Annotated in this window: 18 protein-coding genes, 1 other RNA gene and 1 pseudogene; 15 read left to right on the top strand and 5 right to left on the bottom strand. The window is 62.4% G+C overall.

The features are described from left to right. The first annotated feature begins 170 nt into the window (after nucleotides 1–170). The 6 genes from AC07W7_RS17365 (at nucleotide 171) to ffs (ending at nucleotide 9,468) form a co-directional block, all read left to right on the top strand. On the top strand, nucleotides 171–830 hold the full coding sequence (locus AC07W7_RS17365) for a GntR family transcriptional regulator (protein WP_076961218.1): 660 nt from the start codon (nucleotides 171–173) through the stop codon (nucleotides 828–830). A 2-nt stretch (nucleotides 831–832) separates the two neighbouring features. Continuing rightward, a complete protein-coding gene (smc, locus tag AC07W7_RS17360) occupies nucleotides 833–4,321 on the top strand; it encodes a chromosome segregation protein SMC (RefSeq protein WP_169900789.1) in 3,489 nt (1,162 codons plus the stop codon). A 253-nt stretch (nucleotides 4,322–4,574) separates the two neighbouring features. Next, nucleotides 4,575–5,438: a cell division protein ZipA gene (zipA, locus tag AC07W7_RS17355; RefSeq protein WP_076961220.1), complete on the top strand. Its 864-nt coding sequence runs from the start codon at nucleotides 4,575–4,577 to the stop codon at nucleotides 5,436–5,438. 86 nt (nucleotides 5,439–5,524) lie between these two features. Further along, nucleotides 5,525–7,882 carry an NAD-dependent DNA ligase LigA gene (ligA, locus tag AC07W7_RS17350; RefSeq protein ID WP_495039763.1) on the top strand — a complete coding sequence of 786 codons (2,358 nt, stop codon included), beginning with the start codon at nucleotides 5,525–5,527 and terminating at the stop codon, nucleotides 7,880–7,882. 176 nt (nucleotides 7,883–8,058) lie between these two features. Beyond that, nucleotides 8,059–9,225 carry a zinc-binding metallopeptidase family protein gene (locus tag AC07W7_RS17345; protein ID WP_495039762.1) on the top strand — a complete coding sequence of 389 codons (1,167 nt, stop codon included), beginning with the start codon at nucleotides 8,059–8,061 and terminating at the stop codon, nucleotides 9,223–9,225. Nucleotides 9,226–9,371: 146 nt separating this feature from the next. Next, nucleotides 9,372–9,468: signal recognition particle sRNA small type (gene ffs / locus AC07W7_RS17340), an RNA gene on the top strand. A gap of 130 nt (nucleotides 9,469–9,598) precedes the next feature. Here the strand turns inward: ffs and AC07W7_RS17335 are convergent. Further along, nucleotides 9,599–10,501 carry a DUF2167 domain-containing protein gene (locus AC07W7_RS17335; RefSeq protein ID WP_076961223.1) on the bottom strand — a complete coding sequence of 301 codons (903 nt, stop codon included), beginning with the start codon at nucleotides 10,499–10,501 and terminating at the stop codon, nucleotides 9,599–9,601. Nucleotides 10,502–10,683: 182 nt separating this feature from the next. After that, on the bottom strand, nucleotides 10,684–10,998 hold the full coding sequence (locus AC07W7_RS17330; protein ID WP_029298195.1) for a helix-turn-helix domain-containing protein: 315 nt from the start codon (nucleotides 10,996–10,998) through the stop codon (nucleotides 10,684–10,686). Between the two features lie 457 nt (nucleotides 10,999–11,455). Here AC07W7_RS17330 and AC07W7_RS17325 point away from each other — a divergent pair. The 3 genes and pseudogenes from AC07W7_RS17325 to AC07W7_RS17315 all read left to right on the top strand — a co-directional run. After that, nucleotides 11,456–11,737 (top strand): annotated as a pseudogene (locus tag AC07W7_RS17325) (PAS domain-containing protein); the annotation flags it as partial. A 363-nt stretch (nucleotides 11,738–12,100) separates the two neighbouring features. Further along, nucleotides 12,101–13,021, top strand: a complete 921-nt coding sequence (locus AC07W7_RS17320; protein ID WP_415640210.1) for a methyl-accepting chemotaxis protein — start codon at nucleotides 12,101–12,103, stop codon at nucleotides 13,019–13,021. Nucleotides 13,022–13,039: 18 nt separating this feature from the next. Beyond that, nucleotides 13,040–14,731 carry a putative bifunctional diguanylate cyclase/phosphodiesterase gene (locus AC07W7_RS17315; RefSeq protein ID WP_495039761.1) on the top strand — a complete coding sequence of 564 codons (1,692 nt, stop codon included), beginning with the start codon at nucleotides 13,040–13,042 and terminating at the stop codon, nucleotides 14,729–14,731. On the opposite strand, the gene AC07W7_RS17310 is transcribed toward AC07W7_RS17315, so the two are convergent. Then, a complete protein-coding gene (locus AC07W7_RS17310) occupies nucleotides 14,710–15,477 on the bottom strand; it encodes a substrate-binding periplasmic protein (RefSeq protein WP_495039760.1) in 768 nt (255 codons plus the stop codon). The genes AC07W7_RS17315 and AC07W7_RS17310 overlap by 22 nt on opposite strands. Before the next feature lie 133 nt (nucleotides 15,478–15,610). On the opposite strand from AC07W7_RS17310, the gene dnaX reads away from it, so the two are divergent. From dnaX to AC07W7_RS17285, 5 genes are all read left to right on the top strand, one after another. Further along, entirely contained in the window at nucleotides 15,611–17,665 is a 2,055-nt protein-coding gene (gene dnaX / locus AC07W7_RS17305; RefSeq protein WP_495039759.1) for a DNA polymerase III subunit gamma/tau, read from the top strand. A 66-nt stretch (nucleotides 17,666–17,731) separates the two neighbouring features. Beyond that, nucleotides 17,732–18,070, top strand: a complete 339-nt coding sequence (locus tag AC07W7_RS17300) for a YbaB/EbfC family nucleoid-associated protein (RefSeq protein WP_003193199.1) — start codon at nucleotides 17,732–17,734, stop codon at nucleotides 18,068–18,070. Between the two features lie 141 nt (nucleotides 18,071–18,211). Next, nucleotides 18,212–19,237, top strand: coding sequence for an NADPH-dependent curcumin/dihydrocurcumin reductase (gene curA / locus AC07W7_RS17295; protein WP_495039758.1), 1,026 nt, complete (start codon nucleotides 18,212–18,214; stop codon nucleotides 19,235–19,237). Between the two features lie 58 nt (nucleotides 19,238–19,295). Continuing rightward, nucleotides 19,296–19,898 carry a recombination mediator RecR gene (recR, locus tag AC07W7_RS17290; protein ID WP_076961229.1) on the top strand — a complete coding sequence of 201 codons (603 nt, stop codon included), beginning with the start codon at nucleotides 19,296–19,298 and terminating at the stop codon, nucleotides 19,896–19,898. A 201-nt stretch (nucleotides 19,899–20,099) separates the two neighbouring features. After that, nucleotides 20,100–21,248, top strand: coding sequence for an acyl-CoA dehydrogenase family protein (locus AC07W7_RS17285; RefSeq protein ID WP_076961231.1), 1,149 nt, complete (start codon nucleotides 20,100–20,102; stop codon nucleotides 21,246–21,248). A gap of 128 nt (nucleotides 21,249–21,376) precedes the next feature. On the opposite strand, the gene AC07W7_RS17280 is transcribed toward AC07W7_RS17285, so the two are convergent. Both AC07W7_RS17280 and fnr read right to left on the bottom strand, forming a co-directional pair. Then, a complete protein-coding gene (locus AC07W7_RS17280; RefSeq protein ID WP_495039757.1) occupies nucleotides 21,377–21,925 on the bottom strand; it encodes an adenine phosphoribosyltransferase in 549 nt (182 codons plus the stop codon). Nucleotides 21,926–22,015: 90 nt separating this feature from the next. After that, a complete protein-coding gene (gene fnr, locus AC07W7_RS17275) occupies nucleotides 22,016–22,750 on the bottom strand; it encodes a fumarate/nitrate reduction transcriptional regulator Fnr (RefSeq protein WP_076961233.1) in 735 nt (244 codons plus the stop codon). 154 nt (nucleotides 22,751–22,904) lie between these two features. Between fnr and AC07W7_RS17270 the strand changes: the two genes are divergently transcribed. Then, nucleotides 22,905–23,375 (top strand): hypothetical protein, encoded by a 471-nt coding sequence (locus tag AC07W7_RS17270; protein WP_076961234.1) that lies wholly within the window; start codon nucleotides 22,905–22,907, stop codon nucleotides 23,373–23,375. The last annotated feature ends 2 nt before the right edge of the window (nucleotides 23,376–23,377 follow it).

Raw genomic sequence — 23,377 nt, 5'->3', positions numbered from 1 at the left:
GAAAGTGCGGTTGCAACCCCTTTGATTATGGTTCAGATCCCTGTAACCGCCGTTTTCAGGGGCGCCTGGGCTTTATCGTCTGCGTATTTCATGCCAAATTCGGCGTTGTCGGCCCAGCGATTGCGCTACACTGCCGCCCTTGTACCGATAGCAGATTTTGAAGGGAAAACATGACGTTCAAGGCGCCGGACAGTCTCGCCGAGCAAATCGCTCACCACCTCGCCGAACGCATCATTCGCGGCGATCTCAAGCCTGGGGAACGGATCCAGGAACAGAAAGTCACGCTGGCACTCAATGTCAGCCGTGGCTCCGTGCGCGAAGCCTTGCTGATCCTTGAGCGCCGGCACCTGATCGCCATCCTGCCGCGCCGTGGCGCCCACGTTACCGAACTCACCGCGCACAAGGTGCAGAGCCTGTGTACGCTGATGAGCGAGTTGTACATTCTGCTGGGGGATGCGGTGGCCAAGGGTTGGCAGACCCAGGCCGACATGGCGCCGTTCGTGCAGATCCAGCAACGGCTGGTGAGCAATTTTGAACGCCAGGACATCCGCGCCTTTGTCGAAGAATGCTTCAATGTCATGCGCGCCGCGTACCCCTTTGCCAATAACCCGTACCTGCAGGAAACCGTCGAGAACCTGCAACCGGCGATGAACCGCGCCTATTACCTGGCCCTGGATCAGCGCAAGGCCTCCATGAGCGAGTACCTGGCGCTGTTCGAGCAACTGCTCGCCGCCGTCCTCGCCCGTGACCTGCCGCAGATCCGCCAGGTGCTCTCGGCTTACTGCCAGCGCAGTGCCTCATTGGTCATCGCAGCCCTGGCGGACGCCTAAGCGTGCGGCTCAAGTGCATCAAACTGGCGGGGTTCAAATCCTTCGTCGACCCGACCACGGTCAACTTCCCCAGTAATATGGCGGCAGTGGTCGGGCCCAATGGCTGCGGCAAGTCGAACATCATCGACGCCGTACGCTGGGTGATGGGCGAGAGCTCGGCGAAAAACCTGCGTGGCGAGTCGATGACCGACGTCATCTTCAACGGCTCCACCAGCCGCAAGCCGGTGAGCCAGGCCAGCATCGAACTGGTGTTCGACAACTCCGACGGCACCCTGGTGGGGGAGTACGCCGCCTACGCGGAAATCTCCATCCGCCGCAAAGTGACCCGCGACAGCCAGAACAGTTACTTCCTCAACGGCACCAAGTGCCGGCGCCGGGACATTACCGATATCTTCCTCGGCACCGGCCTGGGCCCGCGCAGCTACTCGATCATCGAGCAGGGCATGATCTCCAAGCTGATCGAAGCCAAGCCCGAGGACCTGCGCAACTTTATCGAGGAAGCGGCCGGCATCTCCAAGTACAAGGAGCGCCGCCGCGAGACCGAAAACCGCATCCGCCGCACCCACGAAAACCTCGCGCGCCTGACCGACCTGCGTGAAGAGCTGGAGCGCCAGTTGGAGCGCCTGCACCGCCAGGCCCAGGCGGCCGAGAAGTACCAGGAATACAAAGGCGAAGAACGCCAGCTCAAGGCGCAACTCTCGGCGCTGCGCTGGCAGGCCTTGAATGACCAGGTGGGCCAGCGCGAAGCGATCATCGGCACCCAGGAAATCAGCTTCGAGGCCCTGGTGGCCGAGCAGCGCAATGCCGACGCCAGCATCGAGCGCCTGCGTGACGGTCACCATGACCTGTCCGAGCGCTTCAATCTGGTGCAGGGCCGCTTCTATTCGGTGGGCGGCGATATTGCGCGGGTCGAACAGAGCATCCAGCACGGCCAGCAGCGTTTGCGCCAGTTGCAGGATGACCTCAAGGAAGCGGAACGGGCGCGGCTGGAAACCGAGTCGCACCTGGGTCACGACCGCACCTTGCTGCTGACCCTTGGGGAGGAGCTGGACATGCTCACCCCCGAGCAGGCAATCACCAGCGCCGCCGCCGAAGAAGCCGCCGCGGCCCTGGAAGAATCGGAAACCTCCATGCACGGCTGGCAGGAGCAGTGGGACGCGTTCAACCTGCGTTCCGCCGAACCGCGGCGCCAGGCTGAGGTGCAGCAGTCGCGCATCCAGCAACTGGAAACCAGCATGGAACGCCTGGCCGAGCGCCAGCGCCGGGTCCTGGAGGAGCGCGCCTTGCTGGCTGCTGCCCCGGAAGACGCGGCGATCATGGCGTTGAGCGAGCAACTGGCTGAAAGCGAAATGACCCTGGAAGAGCTGGAGGCCAGCGAAGAACAACAAGTGGAGCGCCTGGAGCAATTGCGCCAGGAACTGCAGCAGGCGACCCAGGCGCAGCAGCAGGCCCAAGGCGATTTGCAGCGCCTCAACGGGCGCCTGGCCTCCCTTGAGGCCTTGCAGCAAGCCGCACTGGACCCCGGCACCGGCACCGCCGAATGGCTGCGCGACCAGCACCTGGCCGAGCGTCCGCGCCTGGCCGAAGGCTTGAAGGTTGAAGCTGGTTGGGAATTGGCTGTGGAAACCGTGCTCGGTGCAGACCTGCAAGCGGTGCTGGTGGACGATTTTGGCGGCCTTGACCTGGCGGGCTTTACCCAGGGCGACTTGCGCCTGCTCAGCCCGGCAGCCGATGGCACCCGCGTGCCGGGCAGCCTGCTGGATAAAGTCGAGGCGCCGATTGACCTGGCGCCCTGGCTGGGCCAGGTCAAGCCGGTGGACTCGCTGGAACAGGCTCTGGCGCTGCGTGGCCAATTGGCCTCTGGCGAAAGCCTGATCAGCCGCGATGGCTATTGGGTGGGCCGGCACTTTTTGCGGGTGCGCCGCGCCAGTGAAGCCGAAAGTGGCGTATTGGCCCGTGGCCAGGAAATCGTCAACCTGAGCGCCGAGCGTGAAGAGCGCGAGGCGACCCTGGAGTCCCTGGAAACCCAACTGCAAACCCTGCGCGCCACCCAGCGCCAGCAAGAGACCGGTCGCGAACATTTGCGCCGCCTGTTGCAGGACGAAGCGCGCCAGCAGGGCGAACTGAAAGCCCAGCTCTCGGCCAGCAAGGCCAAGGCCGAACAGTTGACCCTGCGCCGTACCCGTCTCGATGAAGAAGTGGCCGAGATGGGCGAGCAGCGCGCCCTCGAACACGAACAAGTCGGCGAAGCGCGCCTGCAGTTGCAGGATGCCCTCGACAGCATGGCTCTGGACACCGAGCAGCGCGAACTGCTGCTGGCCCAGCGTGACAGCCTGCGCGAGCGCCTCGACCGGGTGCGCCAGGAAGCGCGCCAGCACAAGGATCACGCCCACCAGTTGGCGGTGCGCCTGGGCTCGTTGCGCGCCCAGCACGACTCCACGCGCCAGGCCTTGGAGCGCCTGGAGATGCAGTCCGAGCGCCTGACGGAAAAGCGCGAGCAACTGAGCCTCAACCTGGAGGAGGGCGAGGCGCCCCTGGAAGAGCTGCGCTTGAAGCTCGAAGAGTTGCTCGATAAACGCATGAGCGTCGACGTAGAACTCAAGACCGCGCAAATCGCCCTGGAAGACGCCGACCGTGAACTGCGCGACGCAGAAAAGCGCCGGACCCAGGCCGAGCAGCAATCCCAATTGATCCGCAGCCAGCTCGAACAGCAACGCATGGAATGGCAGGCCCTCACGGTGCGCCGCAAAACCCTGCAGGACCAGTTGCTCGAAGATGGCTACGACCTGCACGGCGTACTCAATACCCTGACCGCCCAGGCCAACGAGAAAGACGCCGAGGAAGAACTTGAGCGCATTGCTGCGCGTATTCAACGACTTGGCGCGATCAACCTTGCGGCCATCGACGAATACCAGCAGCAGTCCGAGCGCAAACGTTACCTGGATGCCCAGGACGCCGATCTGGTGGAAGCCCTGGACACCTTGGAAAATGTCATTCGCAAGATCGACAAGGAAACCCGTAACCGCTTCAAAGATACCTTTGATCAGATTAATGGCGGTTTACAGGCCTTATTTCCAAAAGTTTTCGGTGGTGGCAGCGCTTACTTGGAACTGACGGGCGAAGATCTACTCGATACAGGGGTAACGATCATGGCGCGGCCCCCGGGCAAGAAGAACAGCACCATCCATTTGTTGTCCGGTGGCGAGAAGGCCCTGACCGCATTGGCCCTGGTATTTGCCATCTTCAAGTTGAACCCGGCGCCGTTCTGCATGCTCGATGAAGTTGACGCGCCGTTGGATGACGCTAACGTTGGACGCTATGCCCGCTTGGTTAAAGAGATGTCCCAGACGGTGCAGTTCATCTATATCACCCACAACAAGATCGCCATGGAAATGGCCGATCAATTGATGGGGGTGACCATGCATGAACCGGGCTGTTCGCGACTGGTGGCGGTGGATGTGGAAGAGGCGATGGCGATGGTGGAAAGTTAGCGGCAAGTTGCTAGCTTCAAGCGGCAAGAGTGTCGGCTTGAAGCGTATGGCTTGTAGCTTAATTCCTGCGTCAGCCGACACATTTTGCGCCAACTGTGTAAAGTTATCTTTGGTCGTGCTAGTTTAATGTCAATTTTTCGTATGCGTGGGCAAAACGTCAGTCAGAACATAGAGTTGGCGCCACGTTTTAAAGCGGTTTGCACGGTGCTAAACCCCTTATTTTTCAGCATTTTTTATAGAGGCAAGGGATTACATGGAAATCGGTCTGCGCGAGTGGCTGATCGTCATCGGCATTATTGTAATAGCCGGTATTCTTTTTGATGGCTGGCGCCGGATGCGCGGCGGCAAGGGCAAGCTGAAATTCCGTCTGGACCGCAACCTGTCCAATTTGCCCGACGACGACGGCGCCGCCGAGCTGCTGGGGCCGCCCCGTGTCCTGGACACCCATAAAGAACCGCAACTGGACGAGCACGACCTGCCGTCGATGAGCGCGCCGGTGCGTGAAGCCCGCGAGCCGTCGTCCAAGCGCGGCAAGCGTGGCAGCGCTGCCGTGGCCGAGCCGCATCAGGGGGACCTGAACCTTGACGTGGATGAAGGCCCGAGCTTCAGCAGCCGTGACGGCGACTTCCCCGATGAGCGCCCGGCCAAGAGCGCATCGCGTGAGGCCGCCAAGGATCAACCCGCGGCTGAAGAAGTGCTGGTGATCAGCGTGATCTGCCGCGACGCGGCCGGCTTCAAGGGCCCGGCGCTGTTGCAGAACATCCTGGAAAGCGGCCTGCGTTTTGGCGAGATGGATATTTTCCACCGTCACGAAAGCATGGCCGGCAACGGTGAAGTGCTGTTCTCCATGGCCAACGCGGTCAAGCCGGGCACCTTCGACCTGGACGATATCGACCTGTTCAGCACCCCGGCGGTGAGCTTCTTCCTCGGCCTGCCAGGCCCGCGTCACCCGAAACAGGCGTTCGACGTCATGGTGGCCGCAGCCCGCAAGCTGTCCCAGGAACTCAACGGCGAGCTCAAGGACGACCAGCGCAGCGTGCTGACCGCCCAGACCATCGAGCATTACCGTCAGCGCATCGTCGAGTTCGAGCGTCGCGCCCTGACACAGAAGCGCTAAGGTTTAATCCTAAGCGTTGCCTGTAGAATCCGTGCACTACATATTGAGCAGCTTCGGCTGCTCTTTTGCTTTATGAGAGAACACCCATGACCGCCGCCCACACCCGCATCCTCGAACTGCGCGCTGAACTGGATCAGCACAACTACCGTTACCATGTACTCGACGAGCCGAGCATCCCGGACGCCGAGTACGATCGGTTGTTCCACGAACTCAAGGCGCTGGAAGCCGAGCACCCGGACCTGGTGACCCGCGACTCACCCACGCAGCGGGTCGGCAGCGCGGCGTTGTCGGCGTTTACCCAGGTGCGTCACGAGATCCCGATGCTCAGCCTGGGCAACGCCTTTGATGAAGCCACCCTGCTGGAGTTTGATCGCCGGGTCACCGAGGGCCTCGACCTGCCGGTGGGCGATCTGTTTGGCGCTGGCGTGGCGGTGGAATACAGCTGCGAACCCAAGCTCGATGGCCTGGCGGTCAGCCTGCTGTACCAGGATGGCGAGTTGGTACGCGGCGCGACCCGTGGCGACGGCACCACGGGCGAAGACATCAGCGTCAATGTACGCACCGTGCGCAATATCCCCTTGAGGCTTCACGGCACGGGCTGGCCGGCGACCCTGGAAGTGCGCGGCGAAGTCTTTATGTCCAAGGCCGGTTTCGAGCGCTTGAATGCCACGCAACTGGAAGTCGGCGGCAAGACCTTCGCCAACCCGCGCAACGCCGCCGCCGGCAGCCTGCGCCAGCTCGACTCGAAGATCACCGCCAGCCGCCCCCTGGAGTTCTGCTGCTACGGCGTGACCACCGATATCAGCGACACCCATATCGGCAACCTGCAGCAGCTGCAGCAGTGGGGTATGCCCATCAGCCACGAGCTGAAGCTGGCCAGGGGCATTGAGGATTGCCTGGCGTACTACCGCGATATCGGAGAGCGGCGTAACAGCCTGGCCTATGAAATCGACGGTGTGGTGTTCAAGGTCAACAGTATCGCGTACCAGCGCGAACTGGGCTTTCGCGCCCGCGAGCCGCGCTGGGCCATCGCCCATAAGTTTCCGGCGATGGAAGAGCTCACCGAGCTGCTCGACGTTGAGTTCCAGGTCGGCCGCACCGGCGCCGTGACGCCGGTGGCGCGCCTGAAGCCGGTCAAGGTGGCGGGCGTTACCGTGTCCAATGCGACGTTGCACAACATGGACGAAGTGGCGCGCCTGGGCCTGATGATCGGCGACACGGTGATCATCCGCCGTGCCGGTGATGTGATCCCACAGGTCGTGTCGGTGGTTACCGAGCGCCGCCCGGAAAATGCCCGCGCCGTACAGATCCCGGAAAACTGCCCGGTGTGCGGTTCCCATGTGGAGCGCACGCAACTGGTCAAGCGCAGCAAGGGTCGGGAAACCGTCAGCGAAGGCGCGGTGTATCGCTGTGTCGGGCGCCTGGCCTGTGGCGCGCAGCTCAAGCAGGCGATTATCCATTTTGTTTCGCGCCGGGCCATGGATATCGACGGCCTGGGCGACAAGACCATTGAGCAGTTGGTCGACGAAAAGCTCATCGGCTCGCCGGCTGACCTGTACAAGCTCAAGTACGAGCAGATCATCGACCTGGAAGGCTTCGCCGATGTTTCCAGCAAAAAACTGATCGCCGCCATCGAAAACAGCAAGACCCCGACCCTGGCCCGCTTTATCTACGCCCTGGGCATTCCCGATGTGGGCGAGGAAACCGCCAAGGTGCTGGCGCGCTCGCTGGCCTCCCTTGAGCGTGTGCAGCAGGCGTTGCCGGAAGTGTTGACGTACTTGCCGGATGTGGGCCTGGAAGTGGCTCACGAGATCCATAGCTTCTTTGAGGACAGCCACAACCAGCAAGTGATTGGCGCGCTGTTGTCGCCGGACGAATGCGCACTGGTCTTGCAGGATCAGGGCGAGCTGAGTGCCGAGTTCGCCGCCAGCACCACCCTGGGCGGCTTGCTCGACAAGTTGCACGTGCCTTCCGTGGGGCCGGGGGCTGCGCAAAAGCTGGCGGACAAGTTTGGCTCCCTGGAGGGGGTTATCCAGGCCGACTGGCTGGACATGCGCCAGGCGCTGCCGGAGAAGCAGGCCAAGGCCGTGCGCGAGTTCTTTGATGATCAGGACAATGCCCGTCGTGCCCTGGCCATCGAGCAGCAGCTCAAGGACTTCGGCATGCACTGGCAGAGCGAGAAGAAAGTGGTCGAGGGCTTGCCCGAAGCAGGGCATACCTGGGTGCTGACCGGCTCGCTGGAACTGATGAGCCGCGACGTGGCCAAGGCAAAGCTCGAAAGCCTGGGCGCCAAGGTGGCGGGGTCGGTATCGGCGAAAACCCATTGCGTGGTCGCCGGGCCGGGCGCCGGGTCCAAGTTGGCCAAGGCCAGTGAGCTGGGGTTGAAGGTGCTGGACGAAGAGGCATTCGTCGCCTTCCTGGCCAGCCACAACATCCCCCTCTGATGATCGTTCCCACGCTCTGCTGATCGTTCCCACGCTCTGCGTGGGAACGCCGCCATGGACGCTCTGCGTCCGCTGTTGGGACGCGGAGCGTCCTGGGATGCATTCCCACGCAGAGCGTGGGAACGATCTTGGGTAGTAAATGATCTAGTCTTGGGCACGCCCCTGGAGAGATCGCCATGTACCGCTTCTTCGAGCAGCTCAGTTCGCGCATCGCCGCACCGTTCGTGGCCGGGGCTGCGCGCAACAGCAAGGTCTGGCAGTGCCGTTGCGGGCAATCCCTGTTCTTTCGCAACAGCCAGTGCCTGGCCTGTTCGGCGCTGCTGGGCTACCTGCCTCAGCAAAGCCGGCTGTCATCCCTGCAACCGGGGCCTGTCGTCGATACCTGGCTGCAGGACGACAACCTCGACGCCGGCGCCTTTCGCCGTTGCGCCAACCTCGACACCCCGGCGGCCTGCAACTGGCTGATCCCGGCCTACAGCACTGCGCCGCTGTGCGTAGCGTGCAGCCTTAATCGCACCATCCCCGACCTGTCGATCGCGGAAAACCCCGAACGCTGGCGCAAAGTCGAAACCGCCAAGCGCCGGCTGGTGGCGCAATTGATCAGCCTGGGTTTGCAGGTGATTCCCAAAACAGTCGACGAGACCAACGGCCTGGCTTTTGACTTCGTGGGTATCGACCTGGAAGGCAAGGCCCCCACCACGGGCCACGCCAACGGCTTGATCACCCTCGATATCAAGGAAGCCGACGACGAGCATCGTGAGAAAATCCGCGTGCAGATGCGCGAGCCGTACCGCACCTTGCTCGGTCATTTCCGCCATGAGGTCGGCCACTACTATTGGGATCGCCTGATCGCCGGCAGTCATTGGCTGCAGCCGTTTCGCAACCTGTTCGGCGATGAGCGCGCCAGTTATGCCGACGCCCTCGACCAGTACTACCAGAACGGCCCGCGCCCGGATTGGCAGCAAACCAGCGTCAGCGCCTATGCCACCATGCACCCCTGGGAAGACTGGGCGGAAACCTGGGCCCATTACCTGCACATGATGGACGCGGTCGACACCGCCCTGGGGTTTGGCATGAGCGCGCGGGAGATGGACCTGGACTACCCGTCATTTCCCCTCACCACCCTCTATGACCCGCAGCACCCTGGCGGCACGGCGTTCCTGTCCTTCGTCAATGCCTGGATCGAGCTGGCCGGCATGCTCAACGAACTGTCCCGCAGCATGGGGCAGCCGGATTTCTATCCCTTTGTGCTGCCCCCGGCGGTGATTGCCAAGTTGCACTTCATCCACCTGGTGATCCAGGAGGAGGGTGGCCGGGCGGATGAGGCATTGAACGCCCAATAATCGAAATGTGGGGGCGGGTGTTCCTGAGGGCTATGGCAAGTACTTGAACCTCTTGGCTTTTTAATCCTGCGTCAACGGTTGTAACTTCCGATGAGATCGGTACAATGGCGCGGCTTGCCGAGAGGCCAGCGTCGTTATGGTGACCCCATCGGTCCCCCCGCAACGATTACCCGTGAACCTGGTCAGAGCCGGAAGGCAGCAGCCACAGCGGGAACATTGTGTGCCGGGGTGTGGCTGGTGGGGTTGCCTCCATAACGCTCTCCTTGCAACAACTCTGCAACTCATCCGTATTTTTACTTTGCCATGCACTCCTGTGCAGCGGGCGAAGCTATCCATGCGCCGCGGTTTCCCGCGGCGTTTGCGTGTCTGGCAATCAGCCTTTGTGACGGTTGAAGAATTTGCGCGCGCCGGCCAGCAGGGCAATCACACCAATCACCAGAAACTTCTTCGCCGCCAGCAGGAAGATGCCGATCTTGGCGAACAGCCCGGCCTTGCCGGCGATCCCGCCTGCGACCAGTGCGGCCAGGCCGTAGGACGCCAGCTTGTCGGTGCCCGGGTTGTAGTCAGTGTAGAGGTTGCCATCGGTGAAGTTGGTGAAGGCCAGGACCTTGGGCAGTTCCTGCTTGATGGTGGGCAGGTCGGCCATGGCGGCGACGGCATTGAGTTCCAGCACGCCCTCGCGGCCCAGCACGCGGATGCTGTAGTTGAGGGTGTTCTGCTCGGCGTCGTCGGCTTTCAGTTCACGGGCCCAGTACATCTTGTGGGACTGTTGGTCGTAGTGCGGTGGTTCGGCCCAGCCCAGCAGGTGCAGGCCGGCGTAGCCCTGTTTCTGGCGTTCCTGGTTGTCCTCGGCATCGTCTTCCTGCATCTGCTTGAGCAGTTCGGCGTAGTCGATTTTGGCCGCGTCTTCGTCGGAAATATGCCCGTCGTCCTTGTAGCTGACAATCACGCCCCAGCCGCGTGCCGACAGTGGGCTGACGGCCTTGGGCACGATCATGCCCAGGGTGCTGAAGCCCGGCGGGTTGCCCCAGCCGTCGGTGAGCAGGCGTTCGCTGTCCTTGGGGTCAAGGTAGTAGAACTCGTCGTTGAGCTTGAGCGTGGCGATACCGCCGGGCAGGGTGATGGTGCCGGTTTGCTGTTTGAGGGAGGCGAGGAAGTGTTCGGCGGTTTCGGCGGGGGCGCTGGTTTCGACCGGCGCCGGGGCGGTGCTGGCATGGACCGGCGCGACAGGCAGGCTCAAGACGGCAGCCGCCACCAGTAGGCGGAGGTAGTTCATGGTAGTCCTTTACATTTTGAAATAATTGCGCAAAAGGATACCGAATCCACCTGGGCCGCGCGACCATGTTGACAAAAGGCGTGGCCCAGCGCCTGCCAAAAGAGGGGCTGTCCGGTTGGATCATGTCTGGAGGCAAAGGGCAGGCAACATCAGCGGCCTGCTCTTTTTATGTCGTGCGAGCTCTAAGGCTTGGACAAGGCCTGGTCTACCGCCGCTATCAGCTTTCCCAGATCCTTCGGGGTGGCTTTATGAATGACACCGAACAGATAAGCGCGCTGTTCTTCCTCATCGCCCAGATCGGCAAAAAAGACTTTCAGCTTCACTCCCAGGGCCTCTGCAAACAAGAAGAGAGCGTCAACGCTGGGTGTATAGGTGCCGGTTTCGAAGCGGCTGATGGTTTTAGGGTCAAAACCGGTTTTCTCACCTAGTTCAGCCTGAGTAAGCCCCGCTACCTTTCGGTAGCGTCTGATGGCTGGACCCAAACTTGAAATTTGCATCGCTCAATTCCCATTTAGAATCAAGAACTTAACGATAAATATTGGCATTAGGCAACGGCACGCACCATCACCTTTTCTTGCAAAGTGTGATGTAATTCGTAGAATCGGCGTTTAGGACAAGTATTTGACGGGCTTGTTTCACAGGGCAGCTTTATGAAACAGGAAATCATCGCTTTCTCCTCACTTTCATAAAGGTGACCGCTGAAAGTTGCTTGGCCGCAGCGCCAGGGGCGCTCTAGCACGGCCCTGCAGCACCCGTCTTTCGTACCAGACGCTCGAATTAAAGCCTAGTTGATCTTCGTCGAACCGAAGGTCAGGTGCTGGGTAAAACCTGGTTTGCCCGCTGAATGGGGCCAGCCAGCCGATTGACGGTTTACCCGTCTGGAAATACCCCTCTACCTGCCGGATCTACCCGATCCCGGGCCGGTAGATCGAATGCTGTCCATGGAGCTTTAAAGTGCGCGTCAATTTGCCGGTCACCACAGTTGAACAGACTTTCGGGGAGCAGCAACGGCTCATTTCCGCGACGGACATCAATAGCCATATTACCTACTGCAACGCCGAGTTTGCGGCCATGAGTGGCTTCACCCAGGCCGAACTGATCGGCAGTACCCACAACCTGGTACGCCACCCGGACATGCCGCCTGCGGTGTTTGAACTGATGTGGCGCTACCTCAAGGCCGGCCACAGCTGGATGGGCGTGGTCAAGAATCGCTGCAAGAATGGCAACTTCTATTGGGTCAGCGCCTATGTCACGCCGATCCTCGAAAAGGGCCGCTTGGTGGGCTACGAGTCGGTGCGGGTCAAGCCGACGCGCGAGCAGGTGCGGCGTGCCGAAGCGCTCTACGCACGCTTGCGTGCCGGGCGCTCGGCGGTGTCGCTGCCACAGCGCCTGGGCCAGCTCGGCAATGCCCTGGCCGTGCCCGCCCTGGCGGCGCTGGTCGCTGGTGGCGCGGTGCAATGGCTGCCCACCGGCTGGGCGCAGGCATCGGCCGCGCTGCTGTTTCTCGGCCTGGGGGCCTGGGCACACCGGCGTCTGGGGCAGCAGCTCAAGCAGATTGTCGAACACACGCCCAACACCTTTTCCGACCCCATCAGCGCCATGACCTACAGCGATGCACTGGGCCCGGCGGCGCAGCTGGAAATGATCCTGATCAGCGAGGAGGCGCGCTTGAAAACCGCCCTCACGCGGCTCAGCGACCTGGCCACGCAGATGGCCGAGGCGGCGACCGATTCCAGTGTGTTGTCGGGCAAGACCGAGTCGGCGCTGCTGGAGCAACGCGCCGAGACCGATATGACCGCCGCCGCCATGACCGAAATGGCCGCGTCCATCGCCGAAGTGGCGACGCATGTGCAGCAGACCGCCAGCGAAGCCCGCACCGCCAATGACCTGGCCGGGCATGGCAGCCAGGTGGTCGGCAGCACCCGCGAGGCGATCCAGTTGCTGGCGAGCACCGTCACCCAGATCAACCAGGCGGTGGGCCATCTGGCCGGCCAGACCCAGGAAATCCGCGTGGCCGCGAGCATGATCCAGGCCATCGCCGACCAGACCAACCTGCTGGCCCTCAACGCCGCTATCGAAGCGGCGCGGGCCGGCGAGCAGGGTCGCGGCTTTGCCGTGGTGGCCGATGAAGTGCGGGCGCTGGCGGGCAAGACCCGCGAGTCCACCGAGCAGATCCAGGGCATTATCCAGAGTTTGCGCGCAGGCGCCGACGAAGCGGTGAACATTGCCAGCACCGGCATTCACGAAGCCGAGCAGGGCGTGCAACAGGTATTGCAGGCGCAACAGGCACTGCTGGGCATTCGCCAGGCGGTGGAGCGCATTACCGGCATGAGCCAGCAAATGGCTGCTGCCTCACAGGAACAATCCCACGTCGCAGAGGATGTTTCACAACAGATCAATAACGTCGCGGCCACGGTGCAAAAGACAGCGGGCAATGCCAACGCTGCAGTCACCCGGGGCCGGGAACTTGAAAGCATCTCTTCCGGGTTGCGTGCCCTGGTCGAGCGGTTCAACCGCTAGCCACCTAGAGCCTCATTCATGGATGAGAAATACCGCAGGGCCGTGGATGCCGCCGCCATTTTCTCCGAGACAGATCTCACCGGCCGCATCACCTACGTCAACGACCAATTCTGCGGCATGTCCGGCTATAGCCGCGACGAGTTGCTGGGGCGCAACCACCGGATCCTCAGCTCCGGGTTGCACCCTGCCGGGTTTTTCCAGGGCATGTGGCGCACCATCACCGAGGGCAAGGTCTGGCGCGGGGAAATCTGCAACCGCGCCAAGGATGGGTCGCTGTATTGGGTCGACAGCACCATGGTGCCGCTGGTCGATGAGCGTACCGGCCAGGTGCAGAAGTACGTGTCGATTCGGTTTGATGTCAGCGAAAAGCGCCAGTTGCTGCAAACCCTGCAATGGCGGGTCGGCCACGATGTACTGACCGGGCTGCCCAACCGCGCCTACCTTTCGGAATTGCTTGTGCAATCCCTGGAATTTTCCCGCAGCGAGCACATTCCCCTGGCGGTGTGCATGCTCGACCTGGATGGCTTCAAGGCGGTCAATGACGGCTACGGCCATGCCTCCGGCGACCTGTTGCTGGTGGAGGTCGCCAGCCGCCTGCGGGACATCATCCGCGGCGAAGACGTGGTCGCCAGGCTGGCCGGTGACGAGTTTGTGCTGATCCTGCGTTACGTGCGCGATGCCGAGGAGTTGAACCGCGCTTTGCGGCGCATCCTCACGGCCATTTCCGAGCCGTACTCGATCCTGGGGGCGCAGATCAACGTGTTTGCCAGCATTGGCGTCACGCTGTTCCCGTTGGATGACGAGGATGCCGACACCTTGCTGCGCCATGCCGACCAGGCGATGTATGTGGCCAAGCAAAGCGGCCGTAACCGCTACCAGCTGTTTGACGTGTCCCTGGAGCAAGAGGTCAAGGCCACCCACCAGACCGTCCAGCAGATTCGCCAGGCCCTGGCGGCGGGGGAGTTGTGCCTGCACTTCCACCCCAAGATCAACCTGCGCCACGGCCAGGTCGTGGGGTTTGAGGCGTTGCTGCGCTGGCAGCACCCGATACGCGGGCTGGTGTCGCCCAAGGATTTCCTGTCGCTGATCGAGCAGACCGACCTGATCGTCGACGTCGGCGAATGGGTGATGGACCAGGTGCTGGCGCAGATACGCCAGTGGCAAGAGGCCGGGCATTGCTGGCCGGTCAGCGTGAACATCGCGGCGCGGCATTTCCAGCGCGCGGATTTTGTCGAGCGCCTGCAACAGCTGCTGGCCCAGCATCCTGATGTTGCGCCGCACATGCTTGACCTGGAGATCGCCGAATCGGTGGCCATCAATCATATCCAGCGCGTTACCGAGCACCTGGCGGCATGCCAGGCGCTGGGGGTGCGGTTCTCCCTGGATGATTTCGGCACCGGCTATTCGTCCCTCAGCTACCTCAAGCGCCTGCCGACCCAGACCATCAAGATCGACAAGTCGTTTGTGCGCGACATCCTGCATGACAAGGACGACCTGGCGCTGACCCAGGCGGTGATCGGCCTGGCCCGGGCCTTTGGCCGCGAAGTGATCGCCGAGGGCCTGGAAACCCTGGAGCATGGCCAGTTACTGCTGCGCATGGGGTGTGAAGTGGCCCAGGGTTATTATTTTGCCCAGCCCATGCCCGCCGCCGAAGTGCCGGCCTGGGCGGCGGGGTTCGATCTGCTCAACTATGGCGTTGATGAAGATTGAGGCTGGCGCCCACCGTTGCCGGTGTAGAGCTGGACGATGCCGTCAATTTCCCCTGACATCTTCATCCGCATCAAGGTGCGCAAAATCTGCTGGACGGGCAGGGCCGGGTCGTTGCGCACATAGCAGCCCAGGCTTTGCTCTTCGACCACGGCCACCACGTGCAGGCGGCGGTCCACCGGCAATTGCTGGTTGAAGCGCTCCAGGGTCCACTCGTTGGTGACCGCGTACTTGAAACGCCCGGCCACCAGTTTTTGCAGCACTTGCGCTTCGCTGCGGGCGTCGTCGCGCTTGAGTTGGCCCTTGGCGAAGAGGGGATCAAGGGTCGGGTAGTTGTAGTTGAGCACGGTGCCGATATTCTGTGTCGACAGCTTGTCCACAATGACCGACAGCGGCGGCACGTGGGCGCTGACCAGCACATTGCGCTGTACCAGCAACGGGATGCTCCACACATAATCGCCGGGCTGGTCATTGAGCCACGCCTGTGCGACGTAGCAGCGCACGTCGACCTCGCCATTTTTCATGGCCGGGGCGATGCGGGCCCGGGCCAATACCTGGAACCGGGCCGGATGGCCGACCTGGGTCGCCAGGCTCAAGATCAGGTCATATAAAATGCCCTGGGTCGGTTGGTCCCGCTCGATCTGCACCAGAGGCATGGCCCAGCTGTCGGAAATGGCGAAGCGCAACGGCGCAGGCGCCGCCAGGCTCAGTGTGCTGATCATCCATAAAGCGCCCAGGACTACGCGCATAAACTCTCCGGGATCCGCCCTGGTACGGGCGTGCTAAGACAGCTTAGTCAGATTAGACGAGCGTGCCGGATGCAATTTCCCCCCTGCTCCGCTAGCATTACCGTCTTCCGCTTCCCAGTCGCGACGGTTTTCGATGAGTTATCAGGTTCTTGCACGTAAATGGCGCCCGCGCTCGTTCCGCGAAATGGTCGGCCAGACCCATGTGCTCAAGGCTCTGATCAATGCCTTGGACAGCCAACGGCTGCACCACGCCTACCTGTTCACCGGCACGCGCGGGGTGGGCAAGACCACCATTGCGCGGATCATTGCCAAGTGCCTGAACTGCGAGACCGGCATCACCTCCACGCCCTGCGGCACCTGCTCGGTATGCCGGGAGATCGACGAGGGGCGCTTTGTCGACCTGATCGAGATCGACGCCGCGAGCCGCACCAAGGTCGAGGACACCCGCGAACTGCTGGACAACGTGCAGTACGCCCCCAGCCGTGGCCGCTTCAAAGTCTACCTGATCGACGAAGTGCACATGCTCTCCAGCCACTCCTTCAACGCGCTGTTGAAGACCTTGGAGGAACCGCCGCCCTACGTCAAATTCATCCTGGCCACCACCGACCCGCAGAAACTTCCTGCAACGATTTTATCGCGGTGCCTGCAGTTCTCCCTCAAGAACATGACCCCCGAGCGGGTGGTCGAGCACTTGACCCATGTGCTGGGCGTGGAGAACGTGCCGTTTGAAGATGACGCGCTGTGGTTGCTCGGCCGCGCCGCCGATGGCTCGATGCGTGACGCCATGAGCCTGACCGACCAGGCGATAGCCTTCGGCGAAGGCAAGGTGATGGCCGCCGACGTGCGCGCCATGCTCGGCACCCTCGATCACGGCCAAGTGTTTGACGTGCTGCATGCGCTGATCGAAGGCGACGCCAAGGCGCTGCTCGAAGCCGTGCGCCATTTATCGGAGCAGGGCCCGGACTGGAATGGCGTGCTTTCGGAAATTCTCAACGTGCTGCACCGCGTCGCCATCGCCCAGGCACTGCCTGAAGGGGTCGATAACGGCCACGGCGACCGCGACCGCGTGTTGGCCCTGGCCCAGGCGCTGCCGGCCGAAGATGTGCAGTTCTACTACCAGATGGGCCTGATCGGGCGCCGCGACCTGCCGTTGGCGCCAGACCCGCGCGGCGGTTTTGAAATGGTCATGTTGCGCATGCTGGCATTCCGCCCCGCAGACACCGCCGATGCGCCGAGACAGCCGCTAAAGCCAGTGGGGATCAGCCAGGCCACAGTTGATTCCGCCAAACCAGTGGCTGGCGCGGCCGTGGTCGCGCCAGTGATCGCGCCGCAACCTGTGGCCGCCGCTCCAGCCCCGGTCGCGGTTGAGCCTGTAGCGCCTGTGGCGGCGCCGGAGCCGGTTGTCGAGCCCGCGCCTGCGCCCGTGGTCGATCTGCCCTGGAACGAGCCGGTAGAGGTCGTGGCCGAGCAGGCACCTGCCGTCGAGCCCGTACTGGAAACCACCGGCGAGCAGCCTGAGCTCACGCCGATGCCGACGCCGACTCCCGACAGCGTAGTGCCGGATGCGCCGGAGTGGGTCTCGGCTCCCGTGCCTGAACCGACCATCGCCGAGGTGGACGCCGCCACGCCGGGTATCGACCTGGACGATGATGAGCCGCCGCTGGATGAAGACTACATTGAGCCGGACATGGATTCGGCCTACAGCTACCTGGACGACCTGGCCAGCGAGCACGCCGCTGAGCCGGCGCCCGAGCCGGAGGCGGAACCTGCCGCCATGCCGGCCACCGGTCTGGCCCTGCAATGGCTGGAGCTGTTCCCGAAATTGCCGATCTCCGGCATGACCGGCAGCATCGCCGCCAACTGCACGCTGATGGCGGTCGAGGGCGATCACTGGCTGTTGCACCTGGACCCGGCCCACAGCGCCCTGTTCAACGCGACCCAGCAGCGCCGGCTCAACGATGCCCTGAACCAGTTCCACGAGCGCACCCTGACGGTGACCATCGAGCTGATCAAGCCCGAACAGGAAACCCCGGCCCAGGCGGCCACCCGTCGCCGGCTCAACCGCCAGCGCGAGGCCGAGGCGTCGATCCAGGCCGATCCGCTGATCCAGCAGATGATGGCGCAGTTTGGCGCGGTGGTGCGACACGATACTATTGAACCTGTCGAAGCCCAGGTTGCAGCGGGCTGATAATTGCAGGCGCCGTGCCCCAAGGCACGGCGCCGTATTGATCCACGTACTTTTGAGGTGATTCCCATGATGAAAGGTGGCATGGCCGGCCTGATGAAGCAGGCGCAGCAGATGCAGGAAAAGATGGCCAAGATGCAGGAAGAGCTGGCCAACGCCGAAGTCACCGGTAAAGCCGGTGGCGATATGGTCAGCGTGGTGATGACCGGTCGTCACGACATCAAGCGCGTGAGCATCGACCCAAGCGTATTGCCGGGCGTTGGCGAAGACGACCTGGAAATGCTCGAAGCCCTGTTCGCCGCGGCCGTCAACGACGCCGTGCGCAAGATCGAAGCCAACAGCCAGGACAAAATGTCCGGCGTGACTGCGGGCATGCAACTGCCGCCGGGCATGAAGCTGCCGTTCTGATCGGCTAGCGCGACACTGACAATGCCAGGCCTAGCGCCTGGCATTTTTGTGTGTGTCGGGCACAATCGAACGTTAGCCTTGCAACAGCTGTCTGCACCCTATACCGCTGAATTCAATCACCGATATAAAGGAGCCTTGCTGATGACCCAAGCCATGACCCTTAACCAGCGCATCGTCCTGGTCTCCCGCCCGCAAGGCGCGCCCGTGCCGGAGAACTTTCGCCTGGAGCGCGTGGCGCTGCCAGACCTGGAGGACGGCCAGGTCCTGCTCAAGACCCTGTTCCTGTCCCTAGACCCCTACATGCGTGGGCGCATGAGTGATGCGCCGTCCTACGCCGCGCCGGTAGCAATCGGCGAGGTAATGACCGGCGGCGCTGTCAGCCGTATCGAACAGTCGCGCAATCCCAGGTTCGAGGTGGGTGACCTGGTGGTCGGCGCCACCGGCTGGCAAAGCCATAGCATCAGCGATGGGCGCAACCTGATGCCGGTGCCCAAGGGCTTGCCGAGCCCGTCCATGGCCCTTGGCGTGCTGGGCATGCCCGGCATGACGGCCTACATGGGCCTGATGGATATCGGCCAACCCAAGGCCGGGGAAACCCTGGTGGTCGCGGCAGCCTCGGGTGCGGTGGGCTCGGTGGTCGGCCAGGTGGCCAAGCTCAAGGGCTTGCGGGTGGTTGGCATCGCGGGCGGGGCAGACAAGTGCCGCTATGTGGTGGAGGAGTTGGGTTTTGATGCGTGCATCGACCACAAAAGCGCGGATTTTGCCGATGAACTGGCCCAGGCCTGTTCCAGCGGGGTGGACATCTATTATGAAAACGTCGGCGGCAAGGTCTTCGACGCCGTACTGCCCCTGCTCAATCCCAAGGCGCGGATCCCTCTGTGTGGCCTGATTGCCGGCTACAACGCCCATGAGGCCCCCAGCGGCCCTGATCGGCTGCCGGCGCTGCAACGCACCTTGTTGACCAAGCGCGTGCGCATCCAGGGCTTTATCGTGTTCGACGACTATGGCGACCGTCACCCGGAATTTATCAGCGCCATGGCGCCCTGGGTGCGTGACGGCAAGGTCAAGTTCCGCGAAGACGTGGTCGACGGCCTGGAGCAGGCCCCCGAGGCTTTTATCGGGCTGTTGGAAGGGCGCAACTTCGGCAAGTTGGTCGTGCGTATTTGACGCTTATCCGAGGCGCGGGTATAAACCGCGTCTCGTTGTTTTGTCGGACCTTTGCCCCATGAGCTTCAGCCCTCTGATTCGTCAACTGATCGATGCCCTGCGGACCCTGCCGGGCGTGGGCCAGAAAACCGCCCAGCGCATGGCGCTGCAACTGCTGGAGCGTGACCGCAGCGGTGGCTCGCGGCTGGCCCAGGCCTTGAGCCAGGCCATGGACGGTGTGGGCCATTGCCGCCAGTGCCGTACCCTGACCGAAGAAGAACTGTGCCCGCAATGCGCCGATCCCCGTCGCGACGACACACTGCTGTGTGTGGTCGAAGGACCGATGGACGTGTACGCGGTGGAACAGACCGGCTATCGCGGGCGCTACTTCGTGCTCAAGGGCCACCTGTCGCCGCTCGACGGCCTGGGGCCGGAAGCCATTGGTATCCCGCAACTGGTGGCGCGCATTGAAGAGCAGGGCACTTTTGCCGAAGTGATCCTGGCCACCAACCCGACGGTGGAAGGTGAAGCCACGGCACATTACATCGCGCAACTGCTGACCAACAAAGGCTTGATCACCTCGCGCATCGCCCATGGCGTGCCGTTGGGGGGCGAGCTGGAGCTGGTGGACGGCGGCACCCTGGCGCACTCGTTTGCCGGGCGTAAACCTATCGCCCTCTAAGCCTAATATCCTGTAGCACGCTGGCTTGTGTGGGAGCTGGCTTGCCTGCGATGGCATCGCCTCGGTCCCCCTGATACACCGCAGTGCCTGCATCGCAGGCAAGCCAGCTCCCACATAAGCGACACACATTGCTTTTGCGTACTGCTTGATAACCAAGCAAGCGCTTGGTAAGTTCGCTCCATCTCTGCATGGAGCTTGCCGATGTCTGCCTATCAGGAATACTTCGACCCCAGTCACCAATTGGTCCGCGACAGTGTGCGCCGTTTTGTCGAGCGCGAGATGCTGCCGGGCATCGAGCAATGGGAGGAGGCCGAACACTTCCCCCGTGAGCTGTACCTCAAGGCCGGCGCGGCAGGGATTCTCGGCATTGGCTACCCCGAAGCCCTGGGCGGCAGTCATGAAGGTGACCTGTTTGCCAAGGTTGCCGCCAGCGAAGAGCTGATGCGCTGTGGTTCTGGCGGCGTAGTGGCGGGCCTGGGTTCGCTGGATATCGGCCTGCCGCCCGTCGTCAAATGGGCGCGCCCCGAAGTGCGCGAGCGCGTGGCCCCGCAAGTCTTGTCCGGCGAGAAAATCATGGCCCTGGCCGTCACCGAGCCCGGTGGCGGCTCCGATGTGGCCAGCCTGCAAACCCGTGCGGTGCGTGATGGCGACTGTTATCGGGTCAGTGGCAGCAAGACCTTTATCACCAGCGGCGTGCGCGCCGACTACTACACCGTCGCCGTGCGTACCGGCGGGCCGGGTTTTGCCGGCATCAGCCTGCTGTTGATCGAAAAGGACACACCAGGCTTCACCGTCGGCCAGCCGCTGAAGAAAATGGGCTGGTGGGCATCGGACACCGCCGAGCTGTTCTTCGACGATTGCCAGGTGCCGGTAGGCAACCTGATCGGCGCCGAAAACATGGGCTTTGCCTGCATCATGGGCAATTTCCAGAGCGAACGCCTGGCCCTGGCCTTGATGGCCAACATGACGGCGCAGATGGCCCTGGAAGAGAGCCTGAAGTGGGCCGCGCAGCGCGAGGCCTTTGGCAAGCCGATTGGCAAGTTCCAGGTGCTCAAGCACCGCCTGGCGGAGATGGCCACGGCGGTCGAGGTTTCCCGGGAGTTCACTTACCGCCAGGCGGCGAAGATGGCGGCGGGCAAGAGTGTGATCAAGGAGATTTCCATGGCCAAGAACCTCGCCACCGACACCGCCGACCGGGTGACATATGACGCGGTGCAGATTCTCGGTGGCCTGGGTTATATGCGCGGCAGCCTGGTGGAGCGGCTGTACCGGGACAACCGGATTTTGTCGATTGGCGGCGGGACTCGCGAGGTGATGAACGAGATCATCAGTAAGCAGATGGGGTTGTAATGGATGTCGTTCTTGCGGGCCTCATCGCGAGCAAGCCCGCTCCCACATTCGCCCGCATTCCAAAGTTGGAACTCGGTCCAAGGTGGGAGCGGGCTTGCCCGCGATGAGGCCCGCAAGACCAGCGCAAATTACCGCTCAGCCAAGCCAAACTGCATCAAACAGAAGGTCGCGATCCCCATATCCTCCAAACGCTGCGACCCCCCCAACTCCGGCAGATCAATAATCGCCGCCGCCTCGAAAATCCGTGCGCCCATGCGCCGCGCCAGGTTGGCCGCAGCAATCAGGGTGCCACCGGTGGCGATCAGATCATCGAACATCAATACCGAATCCCCTTCGCACAGGCTGTCGGCGTGCACTTCAAGGAAGGCTTCGCCGTATTCGGTCTGATAGCCCTCGGACAGTACGTCCGCCGGCAGCTTGCCCTGTTTGCGGAACAGGATCAGCGGCTTGTTCAACTGATAGGCAATGATCGAGCCGATCAAAAAACCGCGGGCATCCATGGCGCCGATATGGCTGAACTCGGCTTCGACGTAGCGATGGATAAAGGTGTCGGCCACCAGGCGCATGGCCTTGGGCGACTGGAACAGCGGCGTGATATCACGAAAGATCACCCCAGGCTTGGGGAAGTCGATGACGGGGCGAATCAGGGATTTGATGTCGAAGGCGTCGAAAGTCATCGTCGGGAGTCCTGGGCGCAAAGACTCGGCAGTATACCTGCGGCCTCGCCGGTTGGCTTGGCCGCAAGTGTCGCGCCCCTTGTCCGGCGATCAGCCGTCGAGGGAGCCGCCGGCCAGCGCGCAGAGCTGGATCGGATCGAGGATGTGCACTTCCTTGCCCTCGGCGGCGATCAGTTCGTTCTGCTGGAAGCGCGTGAATACCCGGGACACGGTTTCCACCGCCAGGCCCAGGTAGTTGCCGATTTCGTTGCGCGACATGCTCAGGCGGAACTGGTTGGCCGAGAAGCCACGGGCGCGGAAGCGTGCCGACAGGTTGACCAGGAAGGTGGCAATCCGTTCGTCGGCGGTTTTCTTCGACAACAACAGCATCATTTGCTGGTCGTCACGGATTTCCCGGCTCATGACCCGCATCAGTTGGCGGCGCAACTGGGGCAATTGCAGGGCCAGTTCGTCCAGGCGCTCGAACGGGATCTCGCACACCGATGTGGTTTCCAGGGCCTGGGCCGATACCGGGTGGATCTCGTTGTCCATGCCCGACAAGCCAACCAGCTCGCTGGGCAGGTGGAAGCCGGTGATCTGCTCTTCGCCGCCATCACTGAGGCTGAATGTCTTCAAGGCGCCCGAGCGCACCGCATAGACGGAATCGAACTTGTCACCCTGGCGAAACAGAAACTCGCCTTTCTTCAGGGGGCGGCCACGTTTAACGATTTCGTCCAGCGCATCCATGTCTTCCAGATTCAGCGAAAGTGGCAAGCAGAGGGGTGCCAGGCTGCAATCCTTGCAGTGAGCCTGGCTATGAGCGCGCAGTTTAACTGGCTCGGACATTTCTTAAATCCTTGTGGGAAAACACACATAAGCCGTAAGGGTACCGCACTGAGGGACTATCCGGCCAGCCTGTACAAAAAACCGGCAGGGGTATAAAGAATTTTGCACGGCGGCCGATGGACTGCTAACGACCAAGAGCTTGGAGGCTCACGATATGCTTTCCATCGACGGCAATCTTCCGTCCCGCACCACAGTGCCGACGCTGCTTGAACCGAAAAAAACCAGCGCCGTGGGCGCGGGGGCCGAGACAACGGCGCTCGGTGAAACCAAGCCTGCCGAAGGCGTGAGTGTGACCTTTTCCGGTGCGTCGCTGAGGGCCGCCAACGCCGAGAAAACGGCCAACAACGATATTGAAGAAAGCGGGCTGGACGAGAACGTGCAGAAACTGCTGAAAATGATTCGCCAGTTGAAGCAGCAGATCGCGGAAAAGATGGCAGAGATGTCGGCGGTCATGGCCGACAAGCGCCTGAGCCCGGAGCAGGCCCTGGCGAAACTGAGCGGCGTGCAGTCGGCGTTGGGCGGCTTGCAAGCCGCGCTGACCGCCGCCTATGCGTCGTTGAACGAAGCAATGAAGAACCTGAGTGCTGGGGACGCGGTGAAGACCGCCTCGTTGATGGCCAAGTAGCC

It is taken from the genome of Pseudomonas sp. GW821-FHT01D09 (assembly GCF_059422465.1).
The sequence above is the reverse complement of the archived record's forward strand: the minus strand, read 5'-3'. Positions and strand labels throughout refer to the sequence as shown.